The sequence below is a fragment of the Micromonospora sp. CPCC 205558 genome (assembly GCF_036902955.1).
Taxonomy (GTDB): domain Bacteria; phylum Actinomycetota; class Actinomycetes; order Mycobacteriales; family Micromonosporaceae; genus Micromonospora.
The window spans coordinates 1-26,042 of sequence record NZ_JBAKHR010000012.1 but is presented as its reverse complement, the minus strand read 5'-3'; the positions used below and the strand labels follow the sequence as shown (position 1 = coordinate 26,042).

The following is a 26,042-nucleotide window of genomic DNA, read 5'->3' as shown; positions in this document are numbered from 1 at the left end:
TTGACATCTCCACGCGTCCCGCGACCCATGGCCGCGCGACGGCTCCACCGGGACCAGCGCGACCGGGTGACGGCCACGACACGTACGCCGTGACCTGCCGCCCGGGCGCAGCACCCGTACCGTCAGCAGAAAGAGCCCGGCACGGCCACCGAAGGCGCCTCTGGATGCACCAGAAGTGGTCGCTAAACTGATTTAGCAGAGCATGCGCGCGGCACGGGAAGCTGTCAAGGACAAGTTCGCAACGGTGCGGAAACGTCTGGTTCACACCGCGCCGACGTGACCGGCGCGGGATCCCGGACGACGACGCATCATGATGGGCGGGAGCGGCGCCTGTGCACCGCGCCTGATTCGGAGGACTGATGGGCCGCAACAGAGCAACACTCGCCGACGTCGCGCGCAGAGCCGGGCTGTCCAAGACCGCCGCGTCGATGGTGCTCAACGGCAGAGAGGGCACCCGACTCTCGGCCGAGGCGCACCAGCGGGTGTTCGCCGCCGCCGAGGAACTCGGCTACCGGCCCAACCTCGCCGCGCGCAGCCTGCGCACCCGCAAGACGGCCACCATCGCGTTCGTCTCCGACATCGTGGCCACCACCCGGTTCGCCGGTGACCTCATCCGTGGCGCCCTCGACGCGGCCCGCGAACGCGACCACGTCCTGCTCATCACCGAGACACAGGGCGACGCGACCTTCGAGCAGTACGCCATCGAGGCCGTCCTGGACCGGCAGGTCGACGGGGTGATCTACGCCGCGATGGCGACCCGACGGCTGACGGTGCCCGCGGCCATCCTCGGCGGCCCGGTGGTGCTGCTCAACGCCACCAGCCCCGACGGCCTGCCCAGCGTGGTCCCCGACGACGAGGGGGCCGGGCGCTCCGTCGCCGCCGCCCTGCTGGAGCTCGGCCACCGCGACTCGATCGCGCTCATCGGTCGCAACCGACTCAAGGAGGACGACCCGGAGGTCTCGCTCGCCGCCCGTGCCCGCCTGCACGGCATCCGGCAGGCGCTGGACGAGGCGGACGTCAGCCTGCTGGCCGAGTGCTTCTGCACCGAGTGGTTGCCCGAGCACGGTTACGCCGCCATGCGCGGCCTGCTGAGCAAGCCGAAGCGACCCAGCGCGATCATCTGCATGAACGACCGGTTGGCCTTCGGCGCCTACCAGGCGCTCGGCGAGGCGGGGCTGACCGTCCCGGAGGACATCTCGGTCATCTCGTTCGACGACGACCCGATCGCCGCCTGGTTGCGCCCCAGTCTGGCCACCACGGCCCTGCCGCACGAGCAGATGGGACGGCGCGCTGTCGAACTCCTCCTGGACGGCGGCGCCACCGAGCCCTCGCTGGTGCCGATGCCCCTGCGCAGACGCCGGTCCCTCGCGCCTCCGGCCGGCTGACCGGCGGCCCCTCCGATCGTACGGCCGGGTTGGCCTTGGCCGACGCTAAAACGGTTTAGTGCTAGGTTTCGGACCATGCTTCGTCTACCCGACCACTGGGTGTGGGACAGCTGGTACGCGCGGGACGACAACGGCCTCTGGCACGTGTTCTTCCTGCGCGCGTCCCGTGCCCTGCACGACCCGCACCGGCGCCACCGCCGCGCCACGATCGGCCACGCCGTCTCGGCGGACCTGCGCTCGTGGCGCCTGGTGGCCGACGCCGTGGTCCCCAGCGACCCGCCCGGCTGGGACGACCTGGCGACCTGGACGGGCTGCACGGTCCGCGGGCCGGACGGACGGTGGTACCTGTTCTACACCGGGGTCGGTCGCGCCGAGGACGGGCTCGTCCAACGCATCGGGCTGGCCGTCTCCGACGACCTCATGACCTGGCACCGGCACGGCACCGAGCCGATCGTCGAGGCCGACCCCACCTGGTACGAACTGCTGGACAAGGACCAGTGGTACGAGCAGGCCTGGCGTGACCCCTGGGTGTTCCCCGACCCCGACGGCGAGGGTTGGCACATGCTCATCACCGCCCGCGCCAACACCGGGCCGGCGAACACCCGTGGCGTCGTCGGGCACGCCACCTCCACCGATCTGCTGAACTGGACGGTGCGGCCACCCCTGTCGACGCCCGCCGGCTTCGGTCACCTTGAGGTGCCCCAGGTCGCGGTGCTCGACGGGCAGCCGCTGCTGCTGTTCTCCACCGACGCCACCGGCAGCGCTCGACGCGACGACCACCGGATCTGGGTGGCGACCGGCGAGACCACCGTCGGGCCGTGGGACATCGCGTCCGCCCGGCCGTTCGCGCACCCGCACCTGTACGCGCCCCGGCTGGTCCACGGACCCGCCGACGGCTGGTCCCTCATCGGCTTCCTCGATCACGTCGACGACACGTTCGTCGGGGAACTCACCGACCCCATCCCCGTCCGCTACCAAGCCGCGACCGGGTTGACCGCGGACCCGGCGAGGGCGAACGTGGGGCAGTAAGGCGCACAGGTCCGGGCCGGGGCGCACGCCTCGGTCTGGACCTGTCGGTGCCCTGGGTCAGCTGCGCAGCTGCCACTGCTGGTTGGTGCCGCCGTTGCAGGACCAGAGGATCAGCTTCGTGCCGTTCGCCGTCCCGGCGCCGTTGGCGTCCAGGCAGAGACCCGACTGCACTCCCGTGATCGTGCCGTTGGCGTTGACGTTCCACTGCTGGTTGGCCTGACCGTTGCAGTCCCAGATCACCACCGTGGTGCCGTTGCTGGTGCCCTGGCCGGAGGCGTCCAGGCACTTGGTGCCGTAGACCATGAGCTGCCTGCTGGCCGTGTGGGTCCACCGCTGGTTGGTGGCCCCGCTGATGCAGTCCCAGATCTGGGCCTGCGTGCCGTTGGTCGTGCTGGAGTTGCCGATCTCCGCGCACCGGCCCGACTGGACGCCCACGATCTGCACGTTCTGCGGGTTGGTGCTGCCGCCGCTCTGCACGCCGGCCGCGTTGATCACCGTCTGCGCACCCGACGGCCAACTGCCGTTGCTGACCGTGACATTGCCGTTGACCACGTTGCCGCGGTCGCCGTTGGTCACGTTCGTGCTGTTGTTCGTCGACCAGTTGTTGGTGACGGTGAAGTTGCCCATGTTCTCCGCGTACCAGTAGTTGGCGGTGGCCCAGGTGCCGGTGGAGGAGAACACGTTGTTGCGGGCCGTGTAGTAACGGGAACCTTCATCGAAGTAGAGCCCGAACCAGCCGTTGGTCCGCAGGCAGTAGTTCTCGTTGATCGTCCCGCCGGGGTTGGCCGACAGCGTGTAGATGCACCCACCGTCGGTCATCTGCTGCATGACGTCGTGCACGTAGTTGCCGATCACCTGGTTGTTGGCCGCGGTGGTCGCCGTGGTGTAGCGCGGCTGGTAGTTGTACAGCCCCCGGTTCGCGTAGTGCTGGCTGCCGCCGGCGTCGTTGGCGCCCCAGCCGTAACCGACAGACAGGCCGGTGTACGGCATGTTGTAGACCTCGTTGTGCGAGACCAGTGCCGTGTTCACGTAGGTGGTCAGGATCGAGACCACACCCCGGTACTCCAGGCCGAGATCGTGCACCCGGTTGTTGCTGATGGTGATGTTGCGGTTGACCATCCGCTGGTCGCTCGGGTGGTGGGCGTCGGCCCGCACCCCACCGACCACGACGCCACCGGCGGAGTTGCGGGCGATCTCGGAGCGGGTGACGGTGATGTTGCTGGCGCCCAGGCCGACACCGCTGGCGTGTGCGTTGGCGTCGTTGCCGATGCCGATCGCCGTCTGCCCGAGGTTGACGAACTGGGAGTCGCTGAAGGTGATGGTGTTGGCCGCCGAGACCTGCACGGCGGCGGGCATCTGGTTCCAGTTCGGTCGGGTCGCCTCGAACTGGGGGCAGCCGGCCTGGCAGGAGGTCAGCGCGTCGGACGGACGGGACCAGGTGCCGGTGATGTGGGCACCGGTCTGCTGGTCGGCGAAGCCGTTGCTGCTGCTGGGGCCGAGCCAACTGGTGCCGGTGAAGGTGATACCGCTGAACGAGATGTGGTGCGCCGGCGCGTCGAGGCTGCCCCCGACGTTGACCAGGGACTGCAACTGCGGCAGCTCGACACTGACCGAGCTCATGTTCTGCCCGGCGAGCGGGATGTAGTTGAGCTGACCGTTGCTCGGGTTGAGATACCACTCCCCCGCCGAGTCCAGGAACTCGTACGCGTTGGTCAGGTAGAAGGGACCGGCGCGGTGCGGGCTGGAGAGGGTGTCGAACCCGAAGGTGTTGTTGTTCCACGCGGGCTGCTGCATCGTCAGGAAGTTTCCGCTGATGCTCTGCACCGGCGAGTACCGGTCGGTGAACGAGCCGACGCTCTCCACCTCGACGCGGTTCTGGTTGCCGAGGTTGTTGAGATAGTTGAGCGCGCTGTTGGTGAACCGCATGCCCGACGTGGTGAAGGTGAAGTCGGAGCGGTTCACGGCGGTACGCGCCCGCGTGGCGACGGCCCCGTCGACGTAGAGCTGACGGGAGTCGAGCCCGGCGCCGACGTTGGCCCGCCAGATGTTCTTTCCGGAGTCGACGAGCGACCAACCGGTGACCGCGCGAGCGCCGGTGATGGTCGGACGTGCGCCGGAGGCCGCCCGCCAGATCACCTGGTAGCCGTTGTTGCCCGAGTCGGCAGCGGTGAACCGCAGCGGCGACGAGAGCCGGTACGTGCCGTTGGCCAGCTCCACCACGATGTCACCGGACATCGCGCTGTTGATGGCCCGGACCGCGGTCTGGGCGCCGGTCAGCGAACACGGCTGGCTGGCGGAACAGCTGGTGCCGGTGCCGGCGGGCGACGCGTAGAGGGTGGTGGTGGCCGCCACGGCCGGGGAGGCCGAGGCGGTCACCGCGACCACTGCGGTCACCGCTGTCGCGGCGGCGCCGGCCAGCAGTCGACGCAGCGGCGGAAGGGACGAGGACACGGGACGGTGCTCCTGACGTGAGAACGGGGTGGGGGTGGGCGGACGGCCTCGACGAGCGCGGGGGTGACGGGCCGAGACGGTTATCCGAGGATCTCCCGGAGATAGCGCAGGCCGTCCGTGGCGAGACGGTCCTGCGAGGGGGCCAACGGACGCCAGATCGCCGCGGCGGTGGCGATGGTCTCGTTCTCCGCGGTGAACGACTCGATGCAGATAGCGCCCTGGTAGCCGGTGTCCCGCAGGACGGTGAAGAAGCGGGGCCAGTCGAAGTGGTCAGCACCGGGCGCGCCCCGGTTGGTGCCGCTGACCTGGACGTGCTTGATGTGCCGGCCGGCGACGGCGAGAGCCGCGTAGGGGTCGGCCTCCTCGATGTTCATGTGGTACGTGTCGATCATGATGCCGACGTTCGACGGCAGCCCGTCGATCATCTCGACGGTCTGCTCGATCGTGTTGACGACGCTCGTCTCGTAGCGGTTCAACGCCTCGACGCCGATGCTCACGCCCAACTCGCCGGCCCGCTCGGCCACCGGCGCGAGGTTGCGCCGGAAGTCCGCGTAGCAGGCCGCGCGAGCCGCTGGCGACATCCGCCAGGTGCGACCGACCGAGGCGTACGCGGGACCGCCGACGCATCCAGCGCCGACGGCCGCCGCGTTCGCCACGCAGTCCATGAGGTACGCCACCGTCGACTCGACGACCGCCGGCGCGGCGTCGACCAGTTCCCGCCCCGGCGGGGTGACCGCGCAGACGCCGGCGGCCACGAGCCCGTGCGCGGCCAACAGGTCCCGGGTACGGATCGGGTCCCAGTCGCCGGGCTGCTCGATCGGCAACTCGACCGCGTCGAAGCCGAACGACGCGATCCGCGGAATCAGCTCGGCCAGGGCCTTGTCGTCGACCGGCGAGGCCCAGACCCAGGGGTTGACGCCGATGGCGTACATCGGACCTTACTTCCAGCGCTGCGGGTAGCCGGGCAGGTCAGTGCAGCCGCACATCGCGTAGTGCAGCGGCGGCATGCTCGCGTCGAGGTACTGGTCGAGGTTGTCCTGCGTGATGGTCGGCTGTGGCAGCTTCCACGGGCTGGACACCTGCTGGCCGTCGAGGATCTGCAGCACCGCCAGGATCGGCGTCCGCCACTGGTAGGTCGGGTAGGTCGGCGCGATCGCGGTGAGGTTCTTGTCCTTCCAGATCTTCAGGAAGTCGAGTTGGTCCTCGCCGTTCATCGGCGGAACGGGCTTGCCCGCGTCCTGGAACGCTTCGACCGCCGCGACGGCCGTCGCTCCGGCGTCCATCCAGACACCGTCGATCGTGCCGTACCGCTGGATGTAGTCGTCGACGATCTTCTTGGTCTTGGCCGGGTCACCGTCGGTGAACTCGACGCCCACGACGTCGACCTTCGCCTTGTCGAACGCCACCTTCGCCGCTGACCAGCGGGTCTCCAGGACGTCCACGCCCGGCAGGATCCGCAGGGCAAGGACCTTGCCGCCGGGCTTCATCTTCTGACTGACGAACTCGGCGCCGACGTGGCCGAACCCATAGCCGCCGATGGGGTTGATGAACGTCACCGGGCACTTCGTGTTGACACCGCGGTCGAAGACGACGACCGGCAGCCCCGCCTTGCAGGCCGCCTCGACGGCCGGGGTGAGCGTGGCGGTGGTGTTCGGCGAGACGATCAGCGCGTCGCAGCCCTTGCCGAGCAGGTCGTTGATGTCCGCGATCTGCTTCTGGTCCTTACCTTCGGCGTCGACGTGCACGAACTCCTTGATGCGGCTCTTCTGCGCCTCGACCTCGGCCTGCATGGTCTTGAACCCGACCTGCCGCCAGGGGTTGTTCAGCGCCGCGTTCGAGAAGCAGATCTTGTGCGGGCCCTTCTTCTTGAACTTGGCGGTGTCAACCATCGTCGGGTTGAGCACCTGCTCCCACGGCTTGTCGGCCGGGCCTGTCGGTGCCGCGTCGAGCAGCGCGAGCTCGGCGTCGTAGTCGGCCTGCACGAAGAACTTCGACTGGTCTCCGGTGCCGGAACCAGCGGCGGCGGACGCGCTTCCCGACGGGCTCGCGGCCGGCTCGTCGGTGGCACAGGCGGTGAGGGACAGCAGGGTGACAGCGGCCAGTGCCGCCATGGAACGTCGCACTATGGTTTCCCCTTCATCTCGACGAAGAACGTGTTGCCGAGACCGCCACGGCGAGCAAAATGATCGCGCCCTGGACGGTCGACCTGAGGGCGCCGGAGACGCCGTAGAAATTCATGAGGGCGAACAGCAGCTCGAGGGTCAGCGCCCCGAGCATCGCCCCGACGACCGCGCCGCGACCTCCGCCGAGCGCCACTCCACCGAGGACGACAGCGGTGATCGCACCGAACTCCAGGCCCGCACCGGCCTGGAACGACACGCCGCTGTAGCCGCCCAGGAGGATGGCCGCCACCGCCGCCGCGAGCCCGCTGAGGATGAAGGCGAAGGTCCGGGTACGCCAGACGCGTACACCGCTCAGCTCGGCGGTGCGCGGGTTGTCGCCGACGGCGACCAGCGTCCGGCCGAAGTCCGAGCGCATCAGCAGCACGGCCGCCACCGCCAGGACCACCAGGACCACCAGCGCGTACGGCACACGGCCCAGCAGCGGCACGTCCTCGAAGGCCCGCCGGCCGAACCGCCGGAACTCCTCGGAGAGCCCACCCTTCGGGGCGCCGTCGGACCACAGGTAGACCGCGCCCACGAGGATCAGGAACATGCCGAGGGTGGTGATGAACGACGGCACCCGCAGCCGAGTCGTGACCAGGCCGTTGACCAACCCGACCAGTGCTCCGAAGGCGAGCAGGAGCAGCACCACCGGCCAGGTACGCGCCGGGTCGCTGTCGATCAGCCGGGCGGCGACCACCACCTGCGCGGTGACCAGGGACCCGACCGAGAGATCGAACTCACCGGAGACGATCACGAAGTACTGACCGGCGGCGAGCAGGATGATCGGCGCCGAACGACCGAGGAACGACATCAGCGACGACGGGGCCAGGAAGTCGGGCTGCCGAATGCCGACGAGCACCAACAGCACAGCGAGGATCGCGAGGATCGGCAGGACACCGCCGGGACGCACCCGCGGCAGACGCAGCGGCAGGGAACGGGGCTGGACGGTCTGCATGGCTAGGCCGCCTTTCGCATGGCCCGGCGGGCGTAGACGGCGACCGCGGCGATGATGATGACGCCCCGGATCACCTGCTTGAAGAAGGCGTCGACCTCGAGCTGGTTGAAGATGGCGTCGATGCTGGCGAGCAGCAGCACCCCGCCGACCGTGCCGATGACGCCGCCGCGCCCACCGGCGAGAGCGGTCCCGCCGATCACCACCGCGGCGATCGACTCCAGGTCGTAGAGACCCTCGGTGCCGACGCGCGGGGCGCCCGAACCGAGCCGACTGGCGAGATAGATGCCGGCGAGGCCCGCGCACATCGAGCACAGGATGTGGGCGGTGACGAGGATCCGGTCGTTGCGGACGCCGGAGAGCCGGGCCACCTCCGGATCCCCGCCGACGGCGACCAGGTGGTGGCCGAAGCGGGTCCGCGAGAGCGCGAACCAGGCCGCCGCGGTGACGGCTATCAGCAGCACGAACGACACCGGGACCGGCCCGACGCGCTGGTAGCCGAGCGACTGCACGAGTGAGGGTGCGGTGACACCGGCCGGACCGTCGTAGCCGTTGTCCAGGTAACCCTTGAGCAGCAGCCCGACGCCGAGGGTCGCGATGAACGCGTTGACCCGGAACCTGGTGACGAGGATCCCGTTGAGCAGCCCGACGCCGGCGCTGACGACGAGCGCCAGGCCGATCGCCGGCAGCACCGCACCATCGCTGCCGTTCATCGTCTCGGCCGCGACGAGGGTGCTGAGGCTGATCACGTACGCCACCGAAAGGTCTAGCGAGCCGCCCAGGATGACCAGGGTCTGGCCGACCGCGACCAGCCCGAGGCCGGCGGCGACATGCAGCAGGCTCACCGTCGTGGACTGGTTGAAGAGCTGACCGCCGTCGAGCAGGACGACCAACCAGCCGATCGCCAGGGTGAGGGTCAGGGCCACGAAGACACCCGGTACGGGACGCCGGGCCGGCAGCAGCGACAAAGCGCTCACTGGGCCATCTCCGTTCGCGACTGCGGGGCTCGCAAACCCGGCTCACTCCTCGCGCTCACTGGGCCATCTCCGTTCGCGACTGCGGGGCTCGCAAACCCGGCTCACTCCTCGCGCTCACTGGGCCATCTCCCGGGCGGTGCCGACCGCCAGCGCGACGACCTCCTCCTCGGTCGCGCCAGCGGGCAGCTCGCCCGCGACGTGGCCGTCCCGCATGACGACGATCCGGTCACTCATTCCCAGCAGCTCCGGTAGATCGGACGAGATCATCAGCACCGCCGCGCCATCGCGGGCGAGACGGCGGACGAGGTCGTGGATGGCTGACTTCGCGCCCACGTCGATGCCCCGGGTCGGCTCGTCGAAGAGCAGGATCCGCGGGTTGAGCGCGAGCCATCGGGCCAGCACGACCTTCTGCTGGTTGCCCCCGGACAGAAAGCGGATCTCCTGGTCGTCGCCGGCGCCACGGACCTCCACGGCGGCCAGCAACTCGCGCACCCGGACGGTCCTTGCCGCCCGGCCGGAGCGAGCGGCGAAGACGGCCCGGCTGGCGAGCAGCGCGTTGTCGAGCACCGACTGTCGGGGGACGATCCCCTCGCCCTTGCGGTCCTCGGTCACGTAGGCGATGCCGGCCCGCATCGCGGTGCGGGGTGAGCGCAGTCGAACCGGCCGGTCGTCGAGCGTGACATCGCCGGTCGTGAACGGCGACACCCCGAAGATCGCACGGGCCAGCGCGGAGCGCCCGGAGCCCTGTAGGCCACCGATGCCGAGCACCTCGCCGGCGCGCAGCTGGAGGTTGACGTCGCGCAGCTTCCGGTTTCCCGCGTCGCGCAGATTGAGCCGTACCGGACCCCGGTCCTCGGGAACGGCCCGGTCCGGGTAGTAGCTGGACAGTTCCCGGCCGACCATGTGCCGCACCAACTCGTCGGCGGTCGTGTCCGCGGTGTCCACGGTGGTGACCCGACGGCCGTCCTTGAGGACGGTGATCCGACTGGACAGGTCGAAGACCTCGGCGAGTCGGTGCGAGACGTACAGCAGCCCGATGCCCCGCTCCTGGAGTCGGCGTACCAGCCCGTAGAGCAACTCGACCTCGTGGTCGGCAAGCGCCGCGGTCGGCTCGTCCATGATGAGCAGCCGCGCGTCCAGGGCCAGCGCCTTGGCGATCTCGACGACCTGCTGCTGCGCGACACCGAGCTGGCCCACCCGGGCGTCGGCCGGCAACGTGGTCTCGCCGATCGAGGCGAGCAGCTGCCGGGTGCGGTCGAGCATGCCCCGGCGGTCGACCAACCCGCGGCGGACCGGCTCGTGCCCCAGGTAGACGTTCTCCGCGACGGTGCGCTCCGGGAGCAGGTTGAACTCCTGGTGGATGATGCCGACCCCGGCTCGCTGCGCGTCGCGTGGGCCGCGGAAGCTGCGCGGCGCACCGGCGAACTCGACGGTGCCCTCGTCCGGGCTGTAGCCGCCGGACACGATCTTCATGAGGGTCGACTTCCCGGCGCCGTTCTCACCGACGACGGCGTGCACCTCGCCCGGCGCGACGTCGAGGTCGATGCCGTCGAGGACGCGTACTCCAAGGAAGGACTTGCCGATGCCCCGAAGGGTGAGAAGCGGCGTCGGCGGCGGATCTGACATCCCGAAAGCCCTCACAGACAGTAGTCATCAACAAGATTCGATGGAACCCTACGGCGGCCCCGCGGTGCTGGGCATCGAACTTTCGTAGCCATCGACGGATGCTTACGTTCTTATGGTGCGAACATTCCCTTGACATCGAGGAAACATCACACGTATGAAGATAGATGTTTGGATGGAGGTCCGCAATCCTCGACCGGGGCCGATTGCCAGGGCCGCAGCTTGAGCGGCAGCGACGCCGCAGCGAGGGAGCCGATCACGGCCGTCGTCATCCGGGCGCAACGTCGGACGTTACTTCATTGATTGACAGCCATCTATTTGTAGCTCATCCTGACCCCGTGGATCACCGGACGAGAACCACAGCCAACATCACGCTGGGTGACGTCCCACGGGTCTGACTGCCGTCTTCGGCGAGCGGCACGAGGACCGACCACCACCCTCGTGCCGTCGCGCGCGTCCAGACACAACCTGACGTGCTGCGGGGGCCCGGGTCGCTATCGGAGTTGCCCGTCCAACCTAGGAGACGCCATGCGTCGCAACACACTGCTCATCTCAGTGATCGCCGGCTTGTTACTGGCGCTCGGACTCGCCCCACCCGCGTCGGCGGCACCGGCCTTCCGCGCCCTGCTGTTCACCAAGACCGTCGGCTACCGGCACGACTCGATCCCCGCCGGCATCAGCATGTTCCAGCAGCAGGCCGCGGCGAACAACTTCGAGCTGGTGCAGACCGAGGACTCAAGCGTCTTCACCGCCAGTAACCTGGCGACCTTCGACGTCATCATCATGTTCCAGACCTCCGGCATGGTCTGGACCTCGGCGGCCCAGCGCCAGGCGGTGGAGGGTTATCTCGCCAGCGGCAAGGGCATCGTCGGCGTCCACAACGCCACCGACATGGGCATCGAGTCCGAATACCCGTGGTGGGACCAGACCATGAACGGCGGCGCCCACATGCCCGAGCACTCCCCCGGGGTGCTGCAGGGCACCGCCATCGTCGCCGACAAGAAGCACCCGTCGACGACCAGCCTGCCGGATCGGTGGACCCGCAGCGAGGAGTGGTACAACTTCGACACCAACCCGCGCGGCAACGTCCACGTGCTGGTGACCGCCGACGAGCGCACCTACAACCCCGGATCCCGGGCGATGGGCCCAGATCACCCGATCTCATGGTGCCGCAACGCCGGCGGCGGACGGGTGTGGGCCACCGCGATGGGCCACGCGATCGCCTCCTACAGCGAGACGAACTTCCAGAACCACGTCCTCGGTGGTGTCAAGTGGGCAGCCGGCAACGCCGCCGGCGACTGCGGAGGCACCGTCTGGGGCAACTTCGAGAAGCGCACCCTGGACGACAACACAGTCGACCCGATGGCGATGGGTGTGGCACCGGACGGCCGCGTCTTCTACGTCCAGCGCGGCGGCCAGGTGAAGATTTTCAAGCCCTCCACCAACAGCACCGTCACCGCCGGCACGCTCAGCGTCTACACCGGTGGTGAGGACGGCCTCACCGGCATGGCGCTGGACCCCAACTTCGCCAGCAACGGGTACATCTACCTGTACCACTCGCCGGCCAGCAGCAGCACCGACGTCAACCGCGTCTCCCGCTACACGGTCAGCGGTGACACGCTGAACACGTCCAGCGGCGTGACGATCATCGACATCCCGGCGTACCGGGACCGGACCTTCCCCGAGCCCGGCCACACCGGCGGCTACATCAAGTTCGGCCCGGACGGCAACCTCTACATCGGCACCGGTGACGACACCGCACCGAACCTCGACCCCAACTGGCAGGGGTACGCCCCGCTGGACTGGCGCTCGGGCAAGTCAAACCTGGACGCCGCGCGCAGCGCGGGTAACACCAACGACCTGCGCGGCAAGCTGCTGCGCATCCGCCCCGGAGCCAGCGGCAGCTACACCATCCCGTCCGGCAACCTCTACCCGCAGGGCACGGCGCAGACCAAGCCGGAAATCTACGCGATGGGCTTCCGCAACCCGTTCCGCTTCTCGATCGACCCGGCCAACGGCTGGGTCTACCTGGCCGACTACGGGCCGGACCGGAACCCGCCCACCACCAACCGAGGGCCCGAGGGCCTGGTCGAGCTCAACGTGATCAAGCAGGCCGGCAACTACGGCTGGCCGTTCTGCCACGGTGACAACCAGCCGTACGCGCCGTTCAACCCGGACACCGGCGTCGTCGGCTCGAAGTTCAACTGCTCGGCGCCGGTCAACAACTCGCCGAACAACACCGGTCTGACCAGCCTGAAGCCGGTCGTCGCACCCAACATCTGGTACGGCTACGGCACCTCGCCGACCTTCCCGGAGCTGGGCTCCGGCGGCTCGGCGCCGATGGGCGGGCCGATCTACCGGTACGACGCGTCGAACCCGTCCGCGACGAAGTTCCCGCCCTACTACGACGGCGTGCACTTCTTCTACGAGTGGGCCCGCAACTACATCAAGGAAGTGCACTTCGACTCGTCCTCCACGGTCACCCGGACCAACCCGTTCCTGCCCAGCACCCGGTTCAACAAGCCGATGGACATGGAGTTCGGCAAGGACGGCTCGCTCTACCTGCTGGAGTGGGGCACCAACTTCGGTGGCGGCAACAGCGACTCCGGGCTCTACCGGATCGACTACATCCAGGGCGGCCGATCGCCGATCGCCAAGGCCACCGGCACGCCGACCAGTGGTAGCGCGCCGCTCACCGTCCAGTTCAGCAGCGCGGGCACGGCCGACCCGGACCCGGGCAACACGCTGAGCTACCAGTGGACGTTCGGCGACGGCACCACCTCCACGGCGGCCAACCCGTCGAAGGTGTACACCGCCAACGGCAACTACACGGCCCAGTTGAAGGTCACCGACAACACCGGAAAGACGGGTTTCGCCAACGTCCAGATCACCGTCGGTAACAGCGCGCCGGTGCTCACCATCACCACTCCGCCGAACGGTGGCATGCTCACCTTCGGTGACAAGGTGCCGTACCAGATCACCGTCACCGACCCGGACGGCGGCACCGTCGACTGCTCGAAGGTGTTCCTGAACCCGGCGCTCGGTCACGACGACCACGCGCACGAGACCACCGAGTACCCGGGCTGTTCGGGCACCATCTCCACGGATCTGCTCGGTGGGCACCCCGATGGTGCCAACCTGTTCTACGTGCTCAACGCCCGCTACACCGACAGCGGCGGTGCGGGGGGCGCGGCTCCGCTCACCGGGACCGCGCAGGCGATCCTGCAGCCGAAGCACAAGCAGTCCGAGTACTTCACCAGCCAGTCCGGTATCCGGGTCGTCGACCAGGCCGCCGCGGAGAGCACCAAGCGCGTCGGTGACATCTCCAACAACGACTGGATCTCGTTCAGCCCGATGAGCCTGTCCGGCATTTCGACGGTCAGCTACCGGCTGTCGTCGCCGTCGGGTGGCGGCACGATCGAGCTGCGGTCTGGCTCACCCACCGGAACCCTGCTGGCCACCACGTCGGTGCCCGCCACCGGTGGCTGGGACAACTACCAGTCCACGACACCGGTGAGCGTCGCCGCCAGCAGTGGGACGCAGACGCTCTACATGGTGTTCAAGGGCAGCGGCAACAACTGGTTCGATCTGGACTCGCACACCTTCGGCGGGAACGGCGTCGGGACGCCCACCAACGGTGGCGGCGACGGTCTGGCGGGCAAGACCTACACGGTCACCGCGCAGCACAGCGGCAAGCTGATGGACGTCAGCGGTGTCTCCACCGCTGACGGCGCCCAGATCACCCAGTGGGCGTCCACCGGTGGCAACAACCAGAAGTGGCAGGCGGTCGACGCCGGCAGCGGTGCGGTCTACCTGAAGGCGGTGCACAGCGGCAAGTGCGTCGAGGTGATCGGCAGCTCCACTGCGGCCGGCGCCTACCTCCAGCAGGCCACCTGCAACAACGGCAACCAGCAGAAGTTCACCGCCACCGCGACGGGAACCTCCGGCGTGTACACGGTGCGCAATGTGCTGAGCGGGCTCTGCGTGGACGTCAACGGCGCATCCACCGCTGACGGCGCCCGGCTGTTGCAGTGGACCTGCCACAGCGCCGCCAACCAGCAGTGGCGGTTCACCGCAGTGTGATCCCGCCGCTGTCGCGGTAACAACTGACGTCCCGGTCGGGACCGGTATCCGAGCATCGGAGCCGGTCCCGGCCGGGACGTCGCCGTCGCCGTCGCACCCGCAGGTGCAGAGCAGAGGTCAGGTCAGGGTCGCCGTCACCGTCGCACCCGCGGGTGCAGAGCAAAGGTCAGCGCCATCGTCAGCCGGGCTCGACCGAAGAGTGCCGGCCGGGCGGCGCGGCGAGTAGGCCGGCCTCCGCCAGGTCGTCCCACAACTCGCCCGGCACGACGATCCCGGACCGTCGCACCGTCTCGAGCGCCTGTGCCTCGTTGCGGACGCCGACCACCGTCGACACCACGGCCGGGTGCCGGCGGACGAAGGCGAGGGCCGCCTGTGGCAGCGTCACCCCGTACGTCTCGCAGACCGCGGCGATCCGCCGCGCCCGCTCGATCAGCGCTGCCGGGGCCTGCTGGTAGTTGTAGACGGCGTCGGCCGGCGGCCGCTCCCGCGAAAGCAGCCCGGAGTTGTAGACGCCCGCGATGACCACGCCCACCCCCCGGTTCTCGGCTGCCGGCAGCAGGTCGCCGGCCGCGCCCTGTTCGAGCAGGGTGTACCGCCCGGCGCACATCATCACGTCGACGTCGGTCTCCCGCACGAACCGCGCCAGCATCGCCGACTGGTTCATGCCGGCGCCGATGGCACCCACGACCCCCTGGTCGCGCAGGTCGATCAGGGCGGGTACGGCCTCGTGCGCGGCCTGCTCCCAGTGGTCGTCCGGGTCGTGCAGGTAGACGATGTCGATCCGGTCCAGCCCGGTCCGGTCCAGGCTGGCCTCGATGGAGCGCAGTACGCCGTCGCGGCTGAAGTCCCACACCCGTCGGTGGGTCGCGGGCACATCGAACCCGTCGGAGTCCCGCAGATGCGCGTCCTCGGGTGATGGCACCAGGAGTCGCCCGACCTTCGTCGACACCACGTACTCGTCGCGCCGCCGTTGGCGCAGCGCGGCGCCGAGGCGGCGCTCGGACAGCCCGAGGCCGTAGTGCGGGGCGGTGTCGAAGTACCGGACGCCCGCCTCCCAGGCGGCGTCGACAGCCGAGGCGAACTCCTCGTCCGTCGTCGTCCGGTACAGGTTGCCACCCTGGGCCGCGCCGAAGCCCAGCTCGCTGAGGCGTACCTCCGGGCGACGCGGCAGGGCACGAGCCATCATGACGCCGCCAGCCCGTAGACGCGGCGTGCCGTCTCGCCCCAGACCGACGCCTGGTCGGCGCCGTCCTGGCCGTCCAGCAGCTCCGCCATGGTGTCGACCCACCGCTGGTACGAACTGGCGAGCAGGCAGACCGGCCAGTCCGAGCCGAACATCAGTCGGTCCGGCCCGAAGGCGCCCAGCGCGTCCTCGACTGCGGGTCGCAGGTCCCCCGGCGTCCAGTGCGAAGCCGGCACCTCCGTCACCAACCCGGAGAGCTTCGCCGTCGTGTTGGGCGAGGCCGCCAACGCCCGCAGGTCCCGGCTCCACTGCGCCATCTCCGGGTGGCCGAGCGCGGGCTTGCCCAGGTGGTCGAGGACGAAGCTCACCTCGGGCAGGTCGCGCGTGAGGCGCACGGCCATGGGCAGCTGGTGCTGGCGTACCAGCAGGTCGTAGACGAGCCCGGCGGCGCCCACCGCGGCGATCCCCCGACGGACGTCCGGGCGGTCCAGGTACGCCGGGTCGGTCTCGGACTGCACGAGGTGGCGGATGCCGACGAGACGCTCCCCGCCGCGAGCTGCCCGTAGCTGGTCGAGGCGCTCCGCGACGTCGTCGGCGGTCAGGTCGACCCAGCCGACGACCCCACGGACCAGGGTGTCCTCGGCTGCGACGCCCAGCAGGTCCACCGTCTCCGCCACGGAGGCGATGGACTGCACCACGACGGTCGCGGTGACCCCTGCCGCCCGCGCCAGCGGCGCGAGATCGGCGGGTTCGAAGTCGGCGTCGATGGCCGCCATTGTCACCGGGTCGATCCACGTCTGCGGGTGCCGGGCGCGGACCCAGAGGTGGTGGTGTGCGTCGACGATGCCGGGACGCCCGGCCTCCTGTGCGCCGGTCATCGGCCCAACCATCCGCCGTCGACGGGCAGCACCACGCCGTTGACGTAGTCCGACGCGGTCGACGCCAGGAACACCGTGGCACCGCCGAGATCGTCGGCCCGGCCCCACCGCCCGGCCGGGATCCGGCCGAGGATGGCCTGGTTACGGTCGGGGTCGTCGCGCAGCGCCTGCGTGTTGTCGGTGGCGATGTAGCCGGGCGCGATGGCGTTGACGTTCACCCCGTGGGCCGCCCACTCGTTCGCCAGCGCCTTGGTGAGGCCGGCCACGCCGGACTTCGACGCGGCGTAACCGGGCACGGTGATACCGCCCTGGAAGCTCAACAGCGACGCGGTGAAGATGACCTTCCCTCGGCCGCGCTCGACCATCGTCCGGCCGATCTCCCGGCTGAGGATGAACTGGCTGCTGAGGTTCACCTCGATCACGTGGTCCCACATCTCGTCCGGGTGCTCCGCAGCCGGGGTCCGGGCGATCGTGCCGCCGTTGTTCACCAGGATGTCGATCGGCCCGAGAGCGATGATGTCGCGGGCCAGCCGGTGCACGGCCGCCCGGTCGCCGAGGTCCGCCCGCAGCGCGGTGAACCGGCGGCCGGCGGCTCGGACCCGACGCTCGACCTCGCTGCCCTCCGCTTCGAGCTGAGCGGAGACGCCCACGATGTCAGCACCGGCCAGGGCCAGGGCCTCGGCCATGGCGAGGCCGATACCGCGCCGCGCCCCGGTCACGACGGCGGTCCGTCCAGAGAGGTCGAACAGGGCCGTCACTGGTTGCCCTCCCGCACGTCGAGCAGCACCTTCATGACGCCGCCACCCTCCAACGCCGCGAAGGCCCCGCTGGCCGCCTCGACCGGCTCGACTCGGGAGATCAGCTGCCGTGCCGGGATCGCACCCGAGGCGACCAGCCGGATCGCCTCCACCATGTCGTCGCGCTGGTACAGCCGGGCACCGAGGAGTTCCAGCTCACGCCAGAAGAACCGGTGCAGGTTCACCTCCCGGGGCTGGGGATGGATCGCCACCATGACCAGCCGCCCGCGAGTGGTCAGGACGTCGACCGCCGTGCTGACGCCGGCCGGGGCGCCGGACACCTCGAAGGCGATGTCGGCGCCCGCGCCCTCGGTACGGTCGTTGACCAGCGCCACCACATCGGTCGATCGCGGGTCGACAGCCTCGATCCCGATCCCCTCCGCCACCTCGCGTCGGAACGGGTCCGGCTCGACGAGAAGGACCCGCGCGCCACGGTCCCGCGCGACGGTCGCGATGAGGACGCCGACCGGCCCACCGCCGACCACGACCACCTGGTCGTCGGCGGTCACGTTCCCCCGGCGTACGTCGTGCACGGCGACCGCCACCGGCTCGACGAGCGCCGCGTGGTCCAGGGGCAGCTCCTCCGGAAGCGGCAGAACCAACTCCACCGGCACGGTCCAGGACGACTGCATGGCACCCGGTGAGTCGATGCCGAGGAAGTTCATCGCGTGGCAGACGTGGGAGTTGCCCCGCTGGCAGGCGGCGCACCGTCCGCAGGGTCGGGTCGGCATCACGGTGACGGGCTGACCGACATTCCAGCCGGTCACGCCCTCGCCGATGGCAGCGATGCGCCCGGACATCTCGTGCCCGATGATCGCGGAGTCACCAACGCGGGCGTCCATGTCGCCGTGGTAGATGTGCAGGTCCGTACCGCAGATGCCGGTGTACGCCACCTCGATCCGTACCTGGCCGCGACCCGGTGGCTCCGGGTCGCGGGTCTCGATTCCGAGGTTTCGCGCCCCCCGGTAGACGACTGCCTTCATCGTTCCTCCGTCTCGACGGTCGGTACGTCGGTCGTGCCGACCGGGCATGGTCGTGGGTGCATCGCCGTCGCGATGCACCCACGCCCTTCTGTTCTGGCGGTCAGCTCAGTGCCGTGCGGTCGGTGACACGTCGTTGTGGGAGTGCAGCGACCTGACAGGCACCTGGCGGGCGGGTATCACCCCGTCGACTCCGGCCAGCAGCCGCCGTCCGGCCCGCTCCGGCCGGACGTTGGGGCTGTCGGCCGTCTGCGCCTGCGGGCGGCGGTTGGCCACCCGGATCCGCTCCTCGTCCACCCGGATCCCCAGCCCGGGTGCGTCGCCGAGGATGAAGGCGCCATCCTCGACGTGCAGGTCGACGGAGACACCGACCGGTGGGTGCAGGTCCTGCAACTCGCTCGTCAGATGGTTCGGCACCGAGGTCGCGGCGTGCAGCAGCCCGACCGGGCTGTTGCCGATCGGGCTGACCGGCAGGTCGTGGGCGTGAGCCAGGGCGGACGCCCGCAGGAAGTGGGTGACTCCCCAGACGGCCGCCATCTGGACGATGTCGACCGCGCCGGCGGCGATCAGCGGACGGTACTGTTCGAGACCGGTGAGGTTCTCGCCGGTGGCGACCGACGCGGACACGCCCCGGCTGACCGCGGCAAGCCCTTCGGCGTCCCAGCGCCGGACCGGCTCCTCGATCCAGATGAGGTCCAGGGTGCGCTCCAGTTCGCAGACGTGCCGGACGGCCTGCTTCCGGGTCCACGCCTCGTTGACGTCGAGCATCAGGCCGGGCCGCCGGCCGTGCCCGGCCTCGGTCAGGACCTCCTTGACCAGGCCGAGGCGGCGCCGGTCCTGCTCGATGTCGAGCCCGCCCTTGAGCTTGGCCGCTCGCAGGCCGTGGCTCGCGTAGACCTCGTACTCCGCGACGAGCTCATCGTCGGTGAGCCCGATGTCCAGCCCGGAGGCGTAGGCGGTGACCCGGCGGTCTCGTCCGCCCAGCAGCCGCCACAGCGGCTCGCCAGCGGCCTGCGCCTTGATGTCCCAGAGTGCGGTGTCCAGCGCGCCGATGGTGCCGAACACCGGCCCTGCGTGGCCCGCCTTGAAGGTGTGCCGCAACATGCGGTCGTACAGGGACGTCACGGCACGGGGGTCTTCGCCCTCGATGGCTGCGAAGATCCGCTCGATCTCGACGTGCGGCCCGAGGCCGACTCCCGAGATTCCCTCGTCCGTGTCGACGATGACGATCGAGACCGGGACCACCCCGTCGGCGAACACCCCGTTGGCGTCGCCGACGGGCCGCCCCCATTCCTGGACCGTCGTAAGCGTCCGATATCCCGTGATCTGCATGTCAACCCTTCGTGGAACCGGCGGCGACGCCGTCGGCAATTTGGCGCTGGAGGAACAGGTAGACCAACAGGACGGGTATCGCGGCGATCAGCACCCCGGACGCGAAGGTGGGGATGTTGTCGGAGTACTGCCCGCGCAGCGAGGTCACCCCGATCATGAGCGTCCGGTGATCGGCCGAGGGCATCATCACCAGCGCCATGAGGACGTCGTTCCAGCAGAACAGCGCGTTGAGGATGCCGACCGACAGCAGCGCCGGGGTGCCCAGGGGCAGCATGATCCGTCGGTACACGCCGTACACGGTGCTGCCGTCGATCCGCGCGGCGTCGACGATCTCCGGCGGAATGCCCTTGTAGTAGCTCGTCATCAGAAAGACCGTGAAGGGCAGGAACTGGGCCACATAGACCAGGATCAGACCGGGGTACGTGTCGATGAGCGCCGTGTCGGCCATGATCCGAGCGAGCGGCACCATGATCACCTGGAACGGGATGAAGAGCCCCGCGAGGCAACCCAGGAACAACGCAGACGAGCCGCGGAACCGCAGCTGGCTCAGGGCGAAGCCGGCCATCGACCCGAACAGCAGCAGCAGGAGCACCGACGCCGTCACCACGAACAGCGAGTTGACGAAGTAGCGGCCCATGCCGACGCTGTTCCACGCCGTGCTGATGTTCTCCCAGCGCAGCGAGTCGGTTAGGCCGAACCGGTCGAGGATGTAGTCACGCCGGGTCTTCATCGCGACGTTGGCGGTGAACAGCAGGGGGTAGATCGTCGCCAGCGCGAGCAGTGCCATCGGGATGGCGACCAACCACCGTCCCAGTCGAATGCGAGACATCAGTCCTCCTTTCCGGATCGCTCGAGCAGCTTGATCTGCAACAGCCCCACGACGAGCATGATCATGAAGAGGATCGTCGACGCTGCCGACGCGAGGGCCGGGCGGTTCATCTGGCCCTGCTGGATCCAGATGTAGTACTCCGGCAGGTATGTCGAGCCCTCCGGGCCGCCGCTGGTCATCACGAAGAGCAACCCGAACATCGAGGTCAGCATCCCGATCATCGTGGTCACGAAGACGAACTGGATGGTCCGGGCGAGGCTCGGAATGACCACGTGCCAGATGACCTGGCGCAGCGACGCCCCGTCCACCCGGGCGGCGTCCAGGAGCGCGGCGTCCAGCGTGGCGAAGCCGGCGAGGAACACCACCAGGGCCATTCCGAAGGTGGCCCAGATGTGCACGCCGACCACCATGAACATCGCGATGTCCGGGTCTCCGAGCCAGTCCACCGGACCGACCCCGACCGACCCGAGCACGGCGTTGAGCGGGCCGTCGAAGGCGAGCAACAGGTTGAAGATCGCACCGACGATGACCGGCGAGAGCACCGCCGGGAAAAAGTAGACGCTGCGGTAGAAGCGGTGGCCCGGCACCCGGAGGTAGATGAACGTCGCAAGGAGGCCGGGGATCGCCACCGCCACCGGTAGCAGCAGCACCAGCAGCGCGACGTTGCTCAGCGCGGTGCGGAACAGCGGATCTCCGAACAGCTCGCGGTAGTTGCCGAATCCGACCGCCGTCCCGTTCTGCGCGCCGTCACCGGTGAAGGAGAAGTTGACGCCGAGGAGCAACGGATAGAGCCGCAGCAGCACGATGATCAAGACGGCCGGCGCGACCAGGATGTAGGGGGCGTAACGCTCGGCCCGCAGGCCGCCGCGGGTGCGACGGGGTCGTGCGCCGCTCCGATGGGCGGCGGGGGTGACCGCCGCCCCGGCGGCCCGTCCGGCCGAAGCCGAACGGACCGCCGGTTGCGTGTTTCCCATTGGCACGAGGTCAGCCCGCCTGGTCAGAAGCGGCCAGCTGCTTCACCACCTCGTCGACGGTGATCGAACCGCTGAGGAGCTGCTGGGAGAGGCGCCCCATCAGGTCGATCGTCTTCGAGGAGAGCGCCACGTGCAGAGCGGGCTTGCCGCTCTTCAGCTCACTGACGATCGTGGAGACCGCCGGGCCGCCCGCCGACACGTCGATGGTGGTGTCGGCGGCGATCGCGCCGGCGTCGGCGTAGAAGGCCTTCAACGCCTCGGCCGAGCTCAGGGAGCGCGCCAGGTCGGCGGCCACCTTCGGGTCCTTCGTCCACTTGGCGACCGCGTAGCCGATGCCGCCGTCGTACGGAAGGGTCGGGGTGGTGCCGGCGGTGACGACCGGGGCCTTCATGACGCCGAGCTTCTCCGGGGTCAGGAACTCGTTGAAGTCCTGCCAGTGACCCACGTCCGACATCAGACCCATGACGTGGGCGGCCTTGCCGGACTGGAAGAGCGCGAAGGAGTCGTTGAACATGGCGGTCGAGTTGGCCCCGTCGCTGTTCATCTTCTTGTCGCCGGTCTCCTTCCAGAGCTGGAAGAGGCGCTTGACGTTGGGCGAGTTCCAGTCGCGCTTGCCGGTGATCCAGGCGTCGTACTCGGCGGCGGTGAGGGTCGTCGAGCCCATGCTGGAGATCCAGAACTGGATGCCGACGCCCTCCTTGTTGCCCAGGGCGAAGCACTTGGAACCGGCCTTGGCGATGGCGGCGCAGTCGGCGACGAACTTGTCCCACGTGGTGGCCGGGCTCGCCGGGTCGAGGTTGGCCTTCTGGTAGATCGCCTTGTTGTAGTAGATCGGGTAACCCTGCAGCGTCACCGGGGCGGCGTAGATCTTGCTGTCCTTGGTGAACGCCTCCCAGCCGGCCAGCCGCTGCTTGTCCTCGGCCACGTACTCGTCGAGGGGCACCAGCGCGTCCACCCGGTCGCGGATCTGGCCGCCACCGTTGAACAGCATGACGTCCGGGCCCTTGCCGGACTGGATCGCCGCACCGAGCAGGGTGTAGTACTGGTCGAAGGGCTGCGCGACGAACTCGACCTCGACATCGGCGTGCTTCTTCTTGAAGTCGGCCTTGGCTTTGTCCAGATAGGATTTGGCGAACGGCTCGCCGGACTTCCAGTCCCACACCACCAACTTGCCGTCCGAGCTGGTTGACTTGCCCGAATCGCTAGCACTTCCACAACCGGCCAGGGCCAGGCCCACAACGAGGACGGCCGACCACATTGCGCGCTGTCTCATCAGTTGTCACCTCTATATGGGGGATGGCCGGCGGTGTCCCGCGAGCCAAATGTTGACCGGAAGGTAACTCGTATGACGTGTGACGTCAACAGTCGGCCGTACACTGATCCAGACGTCGTGCCACGGCGAGCCATTCGGAGGGGGACATGACGCCACCGCGGGAGACAGCCCTGAACAGCCCGGCGACCCCGGCGTGGGTGCGTCGGCCGACCAATCTCGCCAGGGCGGTCACCGCCGAACTGGTGGAGCGCATCGTCCGCGGCGTACACCCGTCCGGGACGTCCCTGCCTCCCGAGCCGATCCTCTGCGAGACCTTCGGGGTGAGCCGGACCGTCGTCCGGGAAGCAGTGAAGATCCTCCAGGAGAAGGGGCTGGTGCAGGTCCGCCAGGGCGCCGGCACCATGGTCACCCCACCGTCACACTGGGACATGCTCGACGAGCTCGTCCTCGCCGCGACCATCGCGGTGGACGACAGCTTCGCCATCCTCGACGACCTGGTCGTCACCAGGCGGGTGCTGGAGTCCGACATGGCGAACGTCGCCGCCCGTCTCGCCGACGCCGAGACCATCGATCAACTGCGGGCAATGGTGGACCGGATGGACGAACTCGTCGACGACCACGTGACCTACCACGACCACGACCGGGCCTTCCACGACACGATCATGCAGGCCTCGGGGAACCGCATCGCCCGTGGCGTCGTACGGGCGCTGGAGAGCCAGGTCATCAACACCGCCCGGTACATGGGCCGCACGGAACGCGCGTTGTGCGTGGCGTCCAACCAGGGCCACCGACGCATCTACGAACGCATCGCCGCCCACGACTCCAACGGTGCCGCCGACGCGATGTTCACCCACATCACCGAGGCCTGGTTGGTCCGCCGCAACGGCTCGGGGAGCCCGGCTCGTCTCGAACGCTGACCGTTCCGGGCGACCGGAACGGCGCCCACCCCCGAGGTACGGGAGCGGACGCCGTCGGCTGGCCGATCAGCGTCACGAGAACTGGGCGAAGAACCTCCAGATCTCACCCTTGGTCCAGGTCGTGATGCCGCTCTCGGCGTACGTGCCGTCCACCGGGCCGGGCATGTGACCGTTGTCGTACGCGGCCCACTGCACCGGGTACCCGGCCCGGCAACCGGAGTAGGCGGTCGTGATGTGCGCACGACTGCCGCCGGCCGGCTCGGGCGGGTTCTGGGCGGTGCAACCGTTGTTGCGGACGAAGGTGTCGCGCAACGCCCTGCCCTGGGAGATGTTCAGGACGTTGTCCGAGATGCCGTGCAGCCCGAAGTACGCGATCGGCTGGGTGCCGCCGCTGCATCCGCTGATCTGCGCGCCGGAGATGACCGCGACGGCCCGGAAGACGGTGGCCCGCGCGCAGGCGACGGCGTAGCTCATGCCCCCACCCCAGCTGAAGCCGAGCGCGAACCGCTGCCTCGGGTTGACGCAGAGGCTGCTCTCGATCCGGCTGATCATGTCGTCGACGAAGGTGATGTCCTCACCGCCGGAGTTGCCCCAGCCGTTGCCGAATCCCTGGGGCGCCACCAGGATCGCGCTGTTGTTCGACTGCTCCTGCTGCCCGTAGTAGGACCACGCGGTCCCGCTGGTGCCGCCGGACGAGATCTCCTGCATGGTGCCGCCCCGCCAGTGGAAGGCGAAGATCAGCCGATAGGGGTTGCTGTTGTTGTAGTTGGCGGGCACCCGCAGGATGAAGGTTCGGCTCTTGCCGTTGCTCTGGATCGTGTGCGTGCCGCTGGACAGCGTCGGCGCCTTGCCGCAGCCGCTGCCGCCGGTCGGCGGTGGATTGCTGCCGCCGACCGGAACGAGTTGCCACTGCTGGTTGGCGCCACCCCAGTCGGCGTACTGCACGATGTTTCCACCATCGGCGGTGGACGCGCCCTGCACCTCGACGACCTTGTTGCTGTTGCGGTTGACCAGGCGTACGTAGCCACCGTCCGAGTCGGCCAGCCGGAACTGCTGATTCGTGCCGTTGAGGTCGGACCACTGGACGATCGCGCCGCCGTCGGCGGTGGAAAAGTTGCTGACGTCGAGCACCTTGCCGGAGTGCCGGGACTTGATCCGGTAGTAACCGCCCCCGGAGTCCACGAACTGCCACTGCTGGTTGTTGCCGTTGTTGCGCGTCCACTGGCTGATCCGCGCGCCGTCGTTGGTGGCCGAGGCGTACAGGTCCAACGCCTTGCCGCTGTTGCGATTCACCAGGGTGTACCAGGCGTTGGTGTCCACTGTCGCGGCCGCCGCGGGCGCCGCGTCGACCGCGGCGAGGGTGCTGGCCGCCATCACCGCGGCTGCCGCCGCGGCCAACCCTGAGCGCCAGCGACGTCTGTGTCGAGAGGCGGAACGAGCCTCATCGAGGGCTTTCATGGTGCACTCCTTAAGGGCGCAGGTGAATTGGTGATGGGCGATGGCCCGGCAACGGCACGCTGATGGTCACGGTGGCCCGCCCCCGCTGGGGCGGGCCACCGTTCGTTCGTACCTCGCCGGGGCGGGCGCCGGCCGGATCCCGGTCGGCCGGCAGCCCTCTGGACCCCAGCTCAGGGTGTGGGCGGTCGCTAGCCGATCCGGACCAGTTGCCACTGCTGGTTGGCGCCACCCCAGTCGGCGTACTGCACGATGTTTCCACCGTCGGCGGTGGATGCGCCCTGCACCTCGACGGCCTTGCTGCTGTTGCGGTTGATCAGGCGCACGTAGCCGTCAGACGAGTTCGCGAGCCGGAACTGCTGGTTCGTGCCGTTGAGGTCGGACCACTGGACGATCGCACCGCCGTCGGCGGTGGAGAAGTTGCTGACGTCCAGCACCTTGCTGGAGTTGCGGGACTTCACCCGGTAGTAGCCGCCGCCCGAGTCCACGAACTGCCACTGCTGGTTGTTGCCGTTGTTGCGCGTCCACTGGCTGATCCGCGCCCCGTCGGTGGTGGCCGAGGCGTACACGTCCAGCGCCTTGCCGCTGTTCCGGTTCAGCAACACGTACCAGGCGCTGGTGTCCACTCCGGAACCCGGCGGGGGCGTGGTGGGCGGGGTGGAGCCGCCGTTGAGAGCGTCCAGGACGGCGGTGTATGCCGCCTTCTTGTTGCCGTTGCAGTCGAAGAGCAGGGCGTTGTCGGAGCCACGCCACGAGTCG

At 69.1% G+C, this 26,042-nt stretch carries 20 protein-coding genes; 4 read left to right on the top strand and 16 right to left on the bottom strand.

All coding sequences use genetic code 11. The annotated features are described in order from the left end of the window. The first annotated feature begins 359 nt into the window (after positions 1-359). Positions 360-1,385: a LacI family DNA-binding transcriptional regulator gene (locus tag V6U86_RS16105; RefSeq protein WP_334503925.1), complete on the top strand. Its 1,026-nt coding sequence runs from the start codon at positions 360-362 to the stop codon at positions 1,383-1,385. 15 nt (positions 1,386-1,400) lie between these two features. Continuing rightward, on the top strand, positions 1,401-2,414 hold the full coding sequence (locus tag V6U86_RS16100; protein WP_334504336.1) for a family 43 glycosylhydrolase: 1,014 nt from the start codon (positions 1,401-1,403) through the stop codon (positions 2,412-2,414). A 57-nt stretch (positions 2,415-2,471) separates the two neighbouring features. On the opposite strand, the gene V6U86_RS16095 is transcribed toward V6U86_RS16100, so the two are convergent. The 6 genes from V6U86_RS16095 to V6U86_RS16070 all read right to left on the bottom strand — a co-directional run bounded on the left by V6U86_RS16095 (position 2,472) and on the right by V6U86_RS16070 (position 10,585). Beyond that, positions 2,472-4,865 carry an RICIN domain-containing protein gene (locus V6U86_RS16095; RefSeq protein WP_334503923.1) on the bottom strand — a complete coding sequence of 798 codons (2,394 nt, stop codon included), beginning with the start codon at positions 4,863-4,865 and terminating at the stop codon, positions 2,472-2,474. An 80-nt stretch (positions 4,866-4,945) separates the two neighbouring features. Then, positions 4,946-5,797 carry a sugar phosphate isomerase/epimerase family protein gene (locus V6U86_RS16090; RefSeq protein WP_334503921.1) on the bottom strand — a complete coding sequence of 284 codons (852 nt, stop codon included), beginning with the start codon at positions 5,795-5,797 and terminating at the stop codon, positions 4,946-4,948. A 6-nt stretch (positions 5,798-5,803) separates the two neighbouring features. Continuing rightward, positions 5,804-6,988, bottom strand: a complete 1,185-nt coding sequence (locus V6U86_RS16085; protein WP_334503919.1) for an ABC transporter substrate-binding protein — start codon at positions 6,986-6,988, stop codon at positions 5,804-5,806. Positions 6,989-7,001: 13 nt separating this feature from the next. After that, positions 7,002-7,985, bottom strand: a complete 984-nt coding sequence (locus V6U86_RS16080; protein ID WP_334503917.1) for an ABC transporter permease — start codon at positions 7,983-7,985, stop codon at positions 7,002-7,004. 2 nt (positions 7,986-7,987) lie between these two features. Beyond that, positions 7,988-8,959, bottom strand: a complete 972-nt coding sequence (locus V6U86_RS16075; RefSeq protein ID WP_334503915.1) for an ABC transporter permease — start codon at positions 8,957-8,959, stop codon at positions 7,988-7,990. Positions 8,960-9,073: 114 nt separating this feature from the next. Next, positions 9,074-10,585 (bottom strand): sugar ABC transporter ATP-binding protein, encoded by a 1,512-nt coding sequence (locus V6U86_RS16070; RefSeq protein ID WP_334503913.1) that lies wholly within the window; start codon positions 10,583-10,585, stop codon positions 9,074-9,076. A gap of 525 nt (positions 10,586-11,110) precedes the next feature. Between V6U86_RS16070 and V6U86_RS16065 the strand changes: the two genes are divergently transcribed. Beyond that, positions 11,111-14,665, top strand: coding sequence for a ThuA domain-containing protein (locus V6U86_RS16065; protein ID WP_334503911.1), 3,555 nt, complete (start codon positions 11,111-11,113; stop codon positions 14,663-14,665). Positions 14,666-14,843: 178 nt separating this feature from the next. On the opposite strand, the gene V6U86_RS16060 is transcribed toward V6U86_RS16065, so the two are convergent. From V6U86_RS16060 to V6U86_RS16025, 8 genes are all read right to left on the bottom strand, one after another. Continuing rightward, positions 14,844-15,851: an aldo/keto reductase gene (locus V6U86_RS16060; RefSeq protein ID WP_334503909.1), complete on the bottom strand. Its 1,008-nt coding sequence runs from the start codon at positions 15,849-15,851 to the stop codon at positions 14,844-14,846. Next, a complete protein-coding gene (locus V6U86_RS16055) occupies positions 15,848-16,726 on the bottom strand; it encodes an amidohydrolase family protein (RefSeq protein WP_334503907.1) in 879 nt (292 codons plus the stop codon). Before V6U86_RS16055 ends, V6U86_RS16060 begins: the two co-directional genes overlap by 4 nt. Further along, on the bottom strand, positions 16,723-17,484 hold the full coding sequence (gene kduD, locus V6U86_RS16050) for a 2-dehydro-3-deoxy-D-gluconate 5-dehydrogenase KduD (protein ID WP_334503905.1): 762 nt from the start codon (positions 17,482-17,484) through the stop codon (positions 16,723-16,725). Before kduD ends, V6U86_RS16055 begins: the two co-directional genes overlap by 4 nt. Beyond that, positions 17,481-18,506 carry a zinc-dependent alcohol dehydrogenase gene (locus tag V6U86_RS16045; RefSeq protein WP_334503903.1) on the bottom strand — a complete coding sequence of 342 codons (1,026 nt, stop codon included), beginning with the start codon at positions 18,504-18,506 and terminating at the stop codon, positions 17,481-17,483. Before V6U86_RS16045 ends, kduD begins: the two co-directional genes overlap by 4 nt. Positions 18,507-18,611: 105 nt before the next feature. Continuing rightward, positions 18,612-19,835 (bottom strand): mandelate racemase/muconate lactonizing enzyme family protein, encoded by a 1,224-nt coding sequence (locus V6U86_RS16040; protein ID WP_334503900.1) that lies wholly within the window; start codon positions 19,833-19,835, stop codon positions 18,612-18,614. A gap of 1 nt (position 19,836) precedes the next feature. Next, positions 19,837-20,664: a carbohydrate ABC transporter permease gene (locus V6U86_RS16035; RefSeq protein ID WP_334503898.1), complete on the bottom strand. Its 828-nt coding sequence runs from the start codon at positions 20,662-20,664 to the stop codon at positions 19,837-19,839. Continuing rightward, entirely contained in the window at positions 20,664-21,638 is a 975-nt protein-coding gene (locus V6U86_RS16030) for a carbohydrate ABC transporter permease (protein ID WP_334503896.1), read from the bottom strand. The genes V6U86_RS16035 and V6U86_RS16030 overlap by 1 nt, the downstream gene beginning before the upstream one ends. A 10-nt stretch (positions 21,639-21,648) precedes the next feature. After that, positions 21,649-22,911 (bottom strand): ABC transporter substrate-binding protein, encoded by a 1,263-nt coding sequence (locus V6U86_RS16025; RefSeq protein WP_334503894.1) that lies wholly within the window; start codon positions 22,909-22,911, stop codon positions 21,649-21,651. Positions 22,912-23,057: 146 nt separating this feature from the next. Here V6U86_RS16025 and V6U86_RS16020 point away from each other — a divergent pair, with 146 nt between their 5' ends. After that, complete coding sequence (locus tag V6U86_RS16020) at positions 23,058-23,828, top strand: FadR/GntR family transcriptional regulator (protein ID WP_334503892.1); 771 nt, start codon at positions 23,058-23,060, stop codon at positions 23,826-23,828. Positions 23,829-23,900: 72 nt separating this feature from the next. Here V6U86_RS16020 and V6U86_RS16015 read toward each other — a convergent pair whose 3' ends face one another. Both V6U86_RS16015 and V6U86_RS16010 read right to left on the bottom strand, forming a co-directional pair. Further along, a complete protein-coding gene (locus V6U86_RS16015) occupies positions 23,901-25,286 on the bottom strand; it encodes an RICIN domain-containing protein (protein ID WP_334503890.1) in 1,386 nt (461 codons plus the stop codon). A 188-nt stretch (positions 25,287-25,474) separates the two neighbouring features. After that, the coding region (locus tag V6U86_RS16010; RefSeq protein ID WP_334503888.1) for an RICIN domain-containing protein at positions 25,475-26,042 on the bottom strand (568 nt) is incomplete at its 5' end.